We start from the raw sequence: 10,973 nt of genomic DNA on the forward strand, positions 1-10,973 counted from the left end.
TCCTCCTCCAGCTCCTTGGTCTGGCCGAGGGCGCGCATGTGCGGGAAGACGCCGTCCTCCATGCCGGTCAGGAACACGACCGGGAACTCCAGGCCCTTGGCGGTGTGCAGGGTCATCAACGTGATGACGCCGTCACCGTCCTCCTCGTCGGGGATCTGGTCGGAGTCGGCGACCAGGGCGACCTGCTCCAGGAAGTCGGCGAGCGTGCTCTGCTCCCCCTCGCCGCGCTCCTGCTCGAACTCCAGGGCGACAGCCGCGAGTTCCTGGAGGTTCTCGATCCGGGTCTCGTCCTGCGGGTCGGTGGAGGCCTGCAACTCGGCTAGGTATCCGGTACGTTCGAGGACCGCTTCCAGGACGGTGGCCGGGCCGGCGCCGGACTCCACGATGGTACGCAGGTCCTCCATCAGCGTGTTGAACCGCTTGACCGCGTTGGTGGAGCGCGCGGCCATGCCGTACGCCTCGTCCACGCGCTTCAGGGCCTGCGGGAAGCTGATCTTCTCGCGCTGGGCGAGGGCGTCGACCATCGCCTCCGCGCGCTCGCCGATGCCCCGCTTGGGCACGTTGAGGATGCGGCGCAGCGGCACCGAGTCCTCCGGGTTGGCGAGGACACGCAGGTAGGCCAGGACGTCCCGGACCTCCTTGCGCTCGTAGAAGCGGACGCCGCCGACGACCTTGTAGGGCAGGCCGACGCGGATGAAGACCTCTTCGAAGACACGGGACTGGGCGTTGGTGCGGTAGAAGACGGCGACGTCTCCCGCGCGCGCCTCGCCCGCGTCGACCAGGCGGTCTATCTCGTCGGCGACGAACTGGGCCTCGTCGTGCTCGGTGTCGGCGACGTACCCGGTGATCAGGGCGCCCTGGCCGGCGTTGGTCCACAGGTTCTTCGGACGCCGGGACTCGTTGCGCTCGATGACCGCGTTGGCGGCGGACAGGATGGTCTGCGTGGAGCGGTAGTTCTGCTCCAGCAGGATCGTCGTCGCGTCCGCGTAGTCCTCCTCGAACTGGAGGATGTTGCGGATCGTCGCACCGCGGAAGGCGTAGATCGACTGGTCCGCGTCACCCACGACGCAGAGTTCGGCCGGCGGGACGTCGTGCTCGCCCCCAGGGACGTCCTCGTCGTGCTCGCCGGTCCCGACGAGCTCCCTGACCAGCGCGTACTGGGCGTGGTTGGTGTCCTGGTACTCGTCCACCAGGACGTGCCGGAAGCGGCGGCGGTAGTGCTCGGCGACGTCCGGGAAGGCGCGCAGCAGGTTGACCGTCGTCATGATCAGGTCGTCGAAGTCCAGCGCGTTCGCCTCGCGCAGCCGCGACTGGTACAGGGCGTAGGCCTGGGCGAGGGTCTTCTCGAAGCCGTCGGTGGCCTGGGCGGCGAAGTCCTCCTCGTCGATCAGCTCGTTCTTCAGGTTGCTGATCTTGGCGCTGAAGGACTTGGGCGGGAACCGCTTGGGGTCGAGGTCCAGGTCCCGGCAGACCAGGGCCATCAGGCGCTTGGAGTCGGCGGCGTCGTAGATCGAGAAGGAGGAGGTGAAGCCGAGCCTCTTGCTCTCGCGGCGCAGGATGCGCACGCACGCGCTGTGGAAGGTCATCACCCACATCGCGTTCGCGCGCGGGCCGACGAGCTGCTCGACACGCTCCTTCATCTCGCCCGCGGCCTTGTTGGTGAAGGTGATCGCGAGGATCTGGCCCGGATGCACGTGCCGCTCGCCCAGCAGGTACGCGATGCGGTGGGTTAGCACCCGGGTCTTGCCGGAGCCGGCGCCGGCGACGATGAGCAGCGGGGAGCCGGCGTGCACGACCGCGGCGCGCTGGTTCTCGTTCAGCCCGTCCAGGAGCGCCGCGGAGTCGAGCACGGGGCGGGGGGCGCCGTCGCGGTAGTAGGCGTCCCGGTCCGGCGGCACGTCGAACTTCCCGCCGAACAGATCGTCCGCAAGCGGCTCCGGATCGTGATCGTCCTCGGGCGGCGGCGGAAGCTCCTCCTGGTGCCCGCGAGGGGCCTGGAGGTCCGCCAGGAAGCTGTCGTCAAAGAGGCTGCTCATCGCTCTCCGAGTCTAGGGCGCCCCACCGACAACCGGTCACGGTCCCCGGAACCCGGTGGCGCCGACGGCGAGTTGATCTTCGAGCCGGAAAGGCGTTTCCGCCGCTCACGCACCGGAAGCGCCCGGTGACACGGACGTGAAAGTGCCCGTAGGTCACGGAAATGTATCGGACATACCGCGCACCAACCTTCACAGAAGACACACGAGTTGGCTAGGTTTCCGTCAGGCCGTACGACCCCCCTCCGGCGAACCCCGCCGGGCCGCACGGCCTCCGCCGAGTCCGGCGCGCCCCGCACGGTGCCCGGAGCCGGGGACCCAACGATCCTGGGGTGAATCGGCCGACTCCCGCCCGGGACGACGCCGCAGGGCGACCCTTCCGAGCACCCGCCCGAAACCCTCCCCCGGAGCCCTCGAGGCCTGGGCCCCCCACCACTTACCCGGTAGGCGGCAGTACGGAAGGAGTCGCCTCCCTTGGCGTCGCACCGCAAGCCGCGCCCCGGCGGGACCCCGGGAGCCGGCATCGGCACCCCGGCCCTCGCCACCGCCGCGCTCACCTCCGTGGCCGTGCTCTCCCAGAGCGCCGGTGCCGCGCCCGCGGCCGGACACGCCGTGCCGAGCCCGGAAGAGGTCGAGCGGAAGATCGACGACCTGTACCGCCGCGCGGAATCGGCCGCGGAGGCGGCCACGGCGGGCAAGGAGCGCGGCGGACGCGCCGACCGGGGGAACGCACGCGACCGCGGCGCCGGGCGAGGCGAGCGCGCGGACGTCCGGAGCGAGGCCCGGGCCGGGGCGGCCGGGCAGACCGCGGCCCGGGCCGCGGCGGCCGGGCAGACCGAGGGCTGGGCCGCGGCGGCCGGGCGGGCCGAGGGCTGGGCCGGGGCGCCGGAACAGCGGCCCGAGTGGGGCCAGGACCGCACCGGACGGGACGAGCGGAGCGTGGGGGCCGACGGGGGCGGGGCATCGGGGCGCCGCGCCGACAGCCTGCAGCGGCTGCGGGACGAGGTCGCCCGCCGCGCCCAGCACCGCGCCCTCCCCAGCCTGCGCGGCAAGATCCCGGCGCAGCGCGGCACCGGTCCCACCGGGGGGACGGCCGCCGCTCCGGCTCCGGGGGACGTGGCCACGGCACCGTCCATCGGGAGTACGGACCTCTCCTCCGCGGTCAGGGGCATGGGCACCGCACCCTCCGCGGCCATGGGCGCGGGCACCACGGCCCCGTCGGTCAGGGGCTCGGGCATCGCGGCCTCCCCGGTCACGGGCGCGGGCATGGCAGCCTCCCCGGTGACGGGCGCGGGCATGGCACCTTCCCCGACCAGGGGCGCGGGCACCACGGCCCCGTCGGTCAGGGGCTCGGGCATCGCGGCCTCCCCGGTGACGGGCGCGGGCATGGCACCTTCCCCGACCAGGGGCGCGGGCACCACGGCCCCGTCGGTCACGGGCGCGGGCATCGCCCCCGCCCCGACCAGGGACGCGGGCACCGCAGCCTCCGCCGGTGACACGGGGGTCGCTGCGACCTCACCGGGCAAGGGAGCGGCGCGACACGCCCGAACCCACCGGAGCGCCCCGCCTGTCCCGAACGCGGGGATCGCACAGCCGGCCGGGGACACGGGAATCGGCCGGACCGGGCGGGAGACGGGGCCGGCGTCCCCCTTCGGCGACACGGGGGCCACCCCGCTCGTCCAGAGCGTGCCGCACACCGCCGTCGCGCCCCCTGTTCACGAGACGGGCCCCGTGCAGCCCGTTCCCGACACCGTGGTCGCGGCCCCGGCGCGGGACACGGCCGTCTTCCCGCCCCTGGCCCACGGCGGCCCCGGTGCGGTCGGCCGAGAACCGGCGGCCACCTCGTTCACCGGCGCCGCCACGGCGACGGCGACACCCGCACCCGCCGCCGTTTCCGCCTCCGCCTCCGCCATGGCAGTTCCCCAGGCCGCCGCCTCCGCCGCCGGTCTGACGGACACCGTCGCGAGCGGACCCATGGCCGCCAAGGCCGCCGTGCAGAAGAAGCTGGCCCACGCGCGCGTGCTGCTGAAGCAGCAGGCCGTGCAGGCCGCCGCCCCGTCCGGCACCTACGCGACCAAGGCCAGGAAAGCCATCGCCTTCGCCCGCGCCCAGCTCGGCAAGCCGTGCGTGTGGGGTGCCGCCGGTCCCGGCTCGTACGACTGCTCGGGCCTCACCCAGGCCGCCTGGAAGTCCGCCGGCGTCACCCTCCCGCGCACCGCACGGGAGCAGGCCGAAGCCGGCACCCGGATCGTGCCGGCCGACGCCCGCCCCGGTGACCTGGTCTTCTTCCACGACGACGTCAGCCACGTCGGGCTCTGCACCGGCGACGGCATGATGATCCACGCCCCCAGGCCCGGTGCCTACGTCCGTGAGGAACCGGTCTCCGGCTTCGGGGACTCGGCCGTCCGTACCGTGGTGCGGCCGGGCTGAGGCCGGGACGCGCCGGGCTCAGGTCCAGAGGACGGCGATGAAAATGTTCGCCGTGGTGAGCAGGCCGACCAGGCCGAAGAGGCCCTTGTCGATCCGTTCCTCGTCGCGCTTCACGTAGACCAGGCCGAGGATCACGATCAGCAGGGCCAGCTTCACGCCGATCTTGACGGTGTTGACGTGGTGGTCGTCGGCCTGGTTCAGGCCGACCAGGGCCACGCCGGTGACCAGCATGGTCAGCGCGCCGTGCAGCATGCCGGGCACGAACCGGGCCGTGCCCTGGCCCATCGCCTTCATCTGGGTGAGGAAACCGCCGAGCAGCGCGGCGATACCGACGATGTGCAGGCCGACGAAGAGATGGATGAGTACGTCCATGGGACCGGAGCCTAGCCAGGGGCCTCCGGCCGCCCCGGCACCGGGCCCGCCCAAACGCCCGCCCCACCGCCTGTCCCACCGGACACTCTCGGGTCACCTTGCAGCAGGTGCGCGCAGGCGCGCCATAGCACCCCACGGCCCTCGCCAACACCGTTTCGGGCACTTCGATCACCACGCTCCGTGAAGATGACGACTCCCGAGCGCACTCGTGACCACATACGGTCACAACCCCATCCCTTACGAGACAGTTCCGCACAGCGCGTTACCTTCCCGTCACCGAGCGTCCTACCGTCCTCCCCCAGGTGACCGGCTCCCCGTCGCCGCCCGCGCCAGGGGCGGCAAGCCGGCACCTGCGCCGAGGAAGCCCCGGCGGCGGCTCGTCCCCCTGTGCGGGCCGCCGCAGGGGTCGTGACCGCTCGGTCGCACGAGTCGCACGAGTCGCACGGAAGGACGTGACGGTCCAGGTGGCAGCGCACCGCAAGCCCTCGCAACGCCCGTTCAGTGGCCATACGGCCCGGACGGCCGTCACGCTCGCCCTGGCGGGAGCGGCCACCGCGACGGCTTTCGACGGCACGGGACACGCCGAGCCGCAGCTGACGCCGGAGCAGGTGAAGACCAAGGTCGACACCCTGTACCGGGAGGCCGAGGCCGCCACCGAGAAGTACAACGGGGCGAAGGAGAAGGCGGACACCTCCCAGCGGCGACTGCACTCGCTCCAGGAGGAGGCCGCCCGCAAGCAGTCGAGGCTGAACTCGGCCCGCGAGGCACTGGGCTCCGTCGCGGCGGCCCAGTACCGGGACGGCGGCATCGACCCGGCCTGGCAGCTGGCCCTTTCCAGCGATCCCGACCGGTATCTGGACGGCGCCGCCCTCGCCGAGCGGGCCGGTGACCGGCAGGCCGCCGCCGTCTCACAGGTGGGCCGGCAACTGCGGGAGATCGAGCGGCTGCGCGGTGCCGCCCGTGTCGAGCTGGCCTCGCTGCGGTCACGGCAGGCCGAGCTGAACCGGCAGAAGAGGACCGTCACCGGCAAGCTGGCCGAGGCCCGGGGGCTGCTGGCGCGGCTGACCCCGCGACAGCGGACCGAGGTCACCGGTGCCGGCGGTACGAGCGGGCCGCGTGTCTCCCGGTCGGCCGCCGACCCGCGGCAGCCGCTGGAGCGGACCGGGTCCGCCCCGGCCCCCACCACCCGCGCGGCGGCGGCCGTCGCCTACGCCTACGGCAAGCTCGGCAGCCCCTACGTGTGGGGGGCGACCGGTCCCAACGCCTTCGACTGCTCCGGCCTGGTCCAGGCCGCCTACCGCTCCGCCGGCATCTCCCTGCCGCGCACCACCTACGCCCAGATCGACGCCGGCCACCGGGTCTCCCGCTCCGAACTCCAGCCCGGGGACCTGGTGTTCTTCTATTCCGGGATCAGCCACGTCGGCATCTACGTGGGCGACGGCCGGATGATCCACGCCCCGAACCCCTCGGCACCGGTCCGCGTGGCCCCCATCGACGAGATGCCGTTCGCGGGAGCGACCAGGGTCGCCTGAGCAGCCCGCCCACCGGGCGACGCGACGGGACGGGACGGGACGAACCCGCGGGGGCCCGGACCGGCCGGCCGGCGGGCCGGCAGGGCAGGGGCCAGGTTCCCGCGGTCAGACCAGCCGGCGTGCGGTCGCCCAGCGGGTCAGCTCGTGCCGGTTGGACAGCTGGAGCTTGCGCAGGACCGCCGAGACGTGGGACTCGACCGTCTTCACCGAGATGAACAGCTGCTTGGCGATCTCCTTGTACGCGTAACCACGAGCGATCAGGCGCAGCACCTCGCGTTCCCGCTGGGTGAGGCGGTCCAGGTCCTCGTCCACCGGCGGCGCGTCGGTGGAGGCGAAGGCGTCCAGCACGAACCCGGCGAGCCGCGGGGAGAAGACGGCGTCGCCCTCCTGGACCCGGAAGACGGAGTCGACGAGGTCGGCACCGGTGATGGTCTTGGTGACATAGCCCCGGGCGCCGCCGCGGATCACCCCGATCACGTCCTCCGCCGCGTCCGACACGGACAGCGCGAGGAACCGGACGGGCTGCTCGGCGTCCGCGGTCAACGCCGCGCACCGGCGCAGGACTTCCACTCCGCCGCCGCCGGGCAGGTGGACGTCGAGCAGGACGACCTCGGGCCGGGTCGCGGTGATGACCGTGACGGCCTGGTCGACGTCCGCGGCCTCGCCGACCACCTCGACGCCGGTCTCGGCGGTCCGGCCGATCTCGGCCTGGACGCCGGCCCGGAACATCCGGTGGTCGTCCACGAGCACCACCCGTACGTGCCGCCCGTCCGCGCCGCCGGTCCGTCCGGACTCGGCCGATTCCGCTGCCCTCGCCGTTCCGTTCGCCTCGGTGCCGTCGCTCATGACGTCTTCTCCGCCCTCTCCATCTCCAGCTCGACCTCGGTGCCGCCGCCCGGCACCGCCCGCAGCCGGGCCGTGCCGCCGTTGCGTTCCATACGGCCGATGATCGATTCTCTGACACCCATGCGGTCGGTGGGTATCGCGTCGAGGTCGAAGCCGGGGCCGCGGTCCCTGACGGACACGAAGACCGTACTGCCCTCGACTTCGGCGTAGACCTGTACGGCACCGCCCTCGCCACCGTACTTGGCGGCGTTCACCATCGCCTCGCGCGCGGCCTGCATCTGCGCTCCGGTCCTCTCGTCCAGCGGGCAGTCGCCCACGATGACGACCTCGATGGGGACGCCGTGCTTGTCCTCCACCTCGGCGGCGTTGCGGCGCACCGCCTCGGCGACCGTGTCCGGTTCGTCGGCCTCGTCCTTGCCGGTGCCCTCCGGCTTGTACAGCCAGGCGCGCAGTTCGCGCTCCTGGGCGCGGGCGAGGCGGCGCACCTCGCCCGCCTGGTCGGCGTTGCGCTGGATCAGGGTGAGGGTGTGCAGCACGGAGTCGTGGACGTGTGCGGCGACTTCCGCGCGTTCCTGGGCGCGGATGCGCATCAGCCGCTCCTCGGACAGGTCCTGGGTCATGCGGACCAGGTAGGGGCCGGCGAGGAGGGTGATGCCGACGAGGACGGCGAGCGCGGCTTGCAGGACCGCGCCCAGGTGGGCGGCCGAGCCCTGCAGCACGAACACGGCGGTGACACCGGCCGTGACGAGCAGGACACCGCCGGCCGTGCGCAGCAGGGTGAGGGTGCGGCGCCTGCGGCCGGCCTCGACCCAGCGGGCCCGGCGGGCGTTATCCGCCTGGCGCCAGACGAGGGCGACACCGGCCGCGACGAGCACGGCGGGCAGCAGGTACGCCTTGGCCGCGCTGTCCAGGTCGACGCTGCTGACGAAGACCATGGACACGATGACCATGAGGAGCAGCGCGACGATCTGGCCCCGGTCCGGCTTGCGGGCCACGAGTCTGCGGCGGCCGTCGGGCCAGCTCTCCGTGCCCACCAGGGACGGCTTCTGGTCGCCGACGCCGCCGACACCGAGCGGGACGAAGAACCAGAACGCGGCGTACAGCAGCGCTCCGAGGCCGTCGGCCATGAACAGGCCCACGAAGACGAGCCGGACCCAGACGACGGGCAGGCCGAGGTGCCCGGCGAGGCCCCGCGCCACCCCGCCGAGCCAGCGTCCGTCGCTGCTGCGGTAGAGCTTGCGCGGCGGCCGCGGGTCGTCGAGTGGCAGGCTTGCGGCTTCCGGCATGCCAACGATGGTCACACGGCCGGGGGGACGGGGCATCAGGGTCGGTCCCCGAGACGCCCCTGATCTTCCGTCGGGGCTCGGTCCGGGTGGGTCACCGGCGGGCGGTGGATGCCCGTCGAACGCCTCCCCGCCTGGTCTCAGGGCCGATTTCAGGGTCGTCCCAGGGTCATCCCGACTGCCGTCGCCGCGGCCGTGCCGTCACCATGGAACGCATGACGGATCACGAGCACGCCGCGACGGGTCCGGGACCCGGCCCCGGCCCGCGCCCGGCCCCGGGCACCGGGCCGCCGGATGCCGCGCCCGCCGCGACGCACGGGACGGGAGCGGCCGGCGCCGGCACCGGTTCCCCCGCGGACGGGACCGCACAGCAGGAGGCCGCCGGCACACCCGGCCGGCTCCGGCGCGACCGCCGGCACAAGATGATCGCGGGCGTGTGCGCGGGGCTGGGCCGGCAGACCGACATGGATCCGGTGATCTTCCGGATCACGCTGGCCGTGCTGTCGGCGACCGGCGGCCTGGGCCTCATCTTCTACGGCTTCGTCTGGCTGCTGGTGCCGTACGAGGACGAGGAGGAGAACGAGCTGCGCAAGCTCTTCACGGCCCGGGTCGACGGCCAGGCGCTGGCCGCCGTGCTGTTCACGCTGGTGGGCTGCGGGATCCTCCTGACCCTGCTGAAGAACGGCGGGGTGCTGGCGTTCGCCACGGTGCTCTCGCTGCTGCTCGCGGGCGCGGGGTACTGGTCGCCGCGCCGCGGTGCCCCCGGCCCCGACCCATTGGCCGCGCAGGCCGCCGCCGACGCGCCGCCGGAGGCCCAGGCGCCGCCGGTCGTCACGACCTACCCGTCGTGGTGGCGGGACCCGATCGTCAAGGACGGCTCCCATGTCGGCGGGACCGGCTATCTGTGGGGGCCCCGCGACGCCCGCGAGCGGGACGTGACCCCGGAGCTCGACGTCGGCATGGCCACCGCCTGGACGCACCCGGGGGCGACACGGCCGCCGCAGGCCGCACCCCCGAGACCGCGCGGGCCGCGCTGGATCGGCGGCTGGGTGTTCCTGCTGGCCCTGCTGGCGGGCGGTGCGGGCACCGGGCTCGGCTGGCACACGCATCCGCTGGGCACCAGCCTGCAGACCGGTCTGGCGTGCGCGCTGGCGGTGTTCGGACTGGGCATCGCGCTCAGCGCGGCCCTGGGCCGGACCGGGGCCGGGACGGTGTTCCTGGCGCTGGTCACGGCGGCGCTGCTCGCCGGTGCGGCGGCCCTGCCCCGGGACATCACCACCGACTGGCGGGAGGCGTCCTGGAAACCGGCCGCGGCGGACCGGGTGCGGCCCGGGTACGACCTCGGCACCGGGCGCGGCACCCTGGACCTGTCCGGGGTGCACCCGGGCAGGGGGCGGACGGTCTCGACGGACGCCCGGGTGGGGGCGGGGCAGCTGAAGGTGATCGTGCCCGCGGACGCGGCCGTGCGGATGAGCATCGACGTGGGGGTCGGCGACATCCGGCTGCCCGGGGACGGCACGCGGGACGTGGACGTACGGCCGGGCCGGCACAGAGAGGTGACGCTGCTCCCGGCAGGGAGTGCCGGGAAGGCCGGCACGCTGGATCTGACGCTCGGCGTCGGAGTGGGACAGGTGGAGGTCAGCCGTGCTGCGTCATGAGTTCCAGCCCGGGAAGCTGGTCACCGGGCTCTTCCTCGCCGCGACCGCGGTGGTGTACGCGGGGGACGCGGGCGGTCTGTGGGAAGCCCCCTGGTTCGCGGCGGTTCCGCTGGTGGTGGGCGGGTTGTGTCTGGCCGGCGTGACGGCGGCGCTCACCCGGGGGATACGCAGGCGGGCGGGTGCGCGGGCCGGTGCGGCGGGCGGTCAGAGGTAGCCGTGCGACCCTCGGCGCCGTGTCCGCCAGGCGGCGTCCAGGGAGAGGTAGGGGGTGCCGGCGAGGACGAGGGGGAGCCAGGCCATCAGATAGGCGAGGTCGTTGCCGTAGTAGTAGGGGGTGCTGGCCCAGCTCACCGTCAGCCAGAGGCTGAGCGAGATCAGCGCGCCGCCGAGTGCGGCCAGCCGGCCGAGCAGTCCGAGGAGGACGCCGATGCCGACGGCCAGCTCGCCGAGGGCGATGGCGCAGCCGAAGCCGACCGGGCTCTTCAGGGCCAGGTCGACCAGGGCCGGGATGGCCGAGGAGTCGCGGGCCGCGCGCATGGTCTCGCCGATCGAACCGGTGCCGGCGGACCGCTTGAACGCGCTGTCGGTGAGCTTGTCCAGGCCGGCGTAGACGAAGGTGACGCCCAGGAAGAGGCGCAGGGGCAGCAGGGCGTACTGGGCGGCGGTGTCCCGCCAGGTGCGGGGGCCGTGCAGCCCGGTGCCGTATGTCTGGGTCCGCATGCCGTGAGTCATTGCCGCAGCCGCCTCTCGCCCGCCCTGCATCCCTCGATTGACATACGTATGACGAAGGGAGTCGGTTCAATCCTGTCGTGGACGATT

9 protein-coding genes are annotated in these 10,973 nt (G+C 73.6%); 4 read left to right on the top strand and 5 right to left on the bottom strand.

All coding sequences use genetic code 11. The features are described from left to right. On the bottom strand, positions 1–2,036 hold a 2,036-nt coding region (gene pcrA, locus IE312_RS04375), incomplete at its 3' end, for a DNA helicase PcrA (RefSeq protein WP_229899033.1). A 471-nt stretch (positions 2,037–2,507) separates the two neighbouring features. On the opposite strand from pcrA, the gene IE312_RS44260 reads away from it, so the two are divergent. Further along, on the top strand, positions 2,508–4,463 hold the full coding sequence (locus IE312_RS44260) for a C40 family peptidase (RefSeq protein WP_370467508.1): 1,956 nt from the start codon (positions 2,508–2,510) through the stop codon (positions 4,461–4,463). Between the two features lie 18 nt (positions 4,464–4,481). Here the strand turns inward: IE312_RS44260 and IE312_RS04390 are convergent, their stop codons facing one another. After that, a complete protein-coding gene (locus tag IE312_RS04390) occupies positions 4,482–4,835 on the bottom strand; it encodes a hypothetical protein (RefSeq protein WP_189978551.1) in 354 nt (117 codons plus the stop codon). A 464-nt stretch (positions 4,836–5,299) separates the two neighbouring features. On the opposite strand from IE312_RS04390, the gene IE312_RS04395 reads away from it, so the two are divergent. Further along, the gene (locus tag IE312_RS04395; protein WP_189978977.1) at positions 5,300–6,367 is read left to right on the top strand and encodes a C40 family peptidase; all 1,068 of its coding nucleotides are present in this window, start codon (positions 5,300–5,302) and stop codon (positions 6,365–6,367) included. Positions 6,368–6,472: 105 nt separating this feature from the next. On the opposite strand, the gene IE312_RS04400 is transcribed toward IE312_RS04395, so the two are convergent. Both IE312_RS04400 and IE312_RS04405 read right to left on the bottom strand, forming a co-directional pair. Then, on the bottom strand, positions 6,473–7,213 hold the full coding sequence (locus IE312_RS04400) for a LuxR C-terminal-related transcriptional regulator (RefSeq protein WP_189978554.1): 741 nt from the start codon (positions 7,211–7,213) through the stop codon (positions 6,473–6,475). Continuing rightward, positions 7,210–8,499 carry an ATP-binding protein gene (locus tag IE312_RS04405; protein ID WP_189978556.1) on the bottom strand — a complete coding sequence of 430 codons (1,290 nt, stop codon included), beginning with the start codon at positions 8,497–8,499 and terminating at the stop codon, positions 7,210–7,212. The genes IE312_RS04400 and IE312_RS04405 overlap by 4 nt, the downstream gene beginning before the upstream one ends. Before the next feature lie 212 nt (positions 8,500–8,711). On the opposite strand from IE312_RS04405, the gene IE312_RS04410 reads away from it, so the two are divergent. Both IE312_RS04410 and IE312_RS04415 read left to right on the top strand, forming a co-directional pair. Beyond that, a complete protein-coding gene (locus IE312_RS04410) occupies positions 8,712–10,154 on the top strand; it encodes a PspC domain-containing protein (RefSeq protein ID WP_189978558.1) in 1,443 nt (480 codons plus the stop codon). Further along, on the top strand, positions 10,141–10,368 hold the full coding sequence (locus tag IE312_RS04415; protein WP_189978561.1) for a hypothetical protein: 228 nt from the start codon (positions 10,141–10,143) through the stop codon (positions 10,366–10,368). Before IE312_RS04410 ends, IE312_RS04415 begins: the two co-directional genes overlap by 14 nt. On the opposite strand, the gene IE312_RS04420 is transcribed toward IE312_RS04415, so the two are convergent. Next, positions 10,359–10,886 (bottom strand): DoxX family membrane protein, encoded by a 528-nt coding sequence (locus tag IE312_RS04420; protein ID WP_189978563.1) that lies wholly within the window; start codon positions 10,884–10,886, stop codon positions 10,359–10,361. The two genes, IE312_RS04415 and IE312_RS04420, sit on opposite strands and share 10 nt — an antisense overlap. Between the last annotated feature and the right edge of the window lie 87 nt (positions 10,887–10,973).

Source organism: Streptomyces capoamus, assembly GCF_014654935.1.
In the GTDB taxonomy this organism is placed as follows: Bacteria; Actinomycetota; Actinomycetes; order Streptomycetales; family Streptomycetaceae; genus Streptomyces; species Streptomyces capoamus.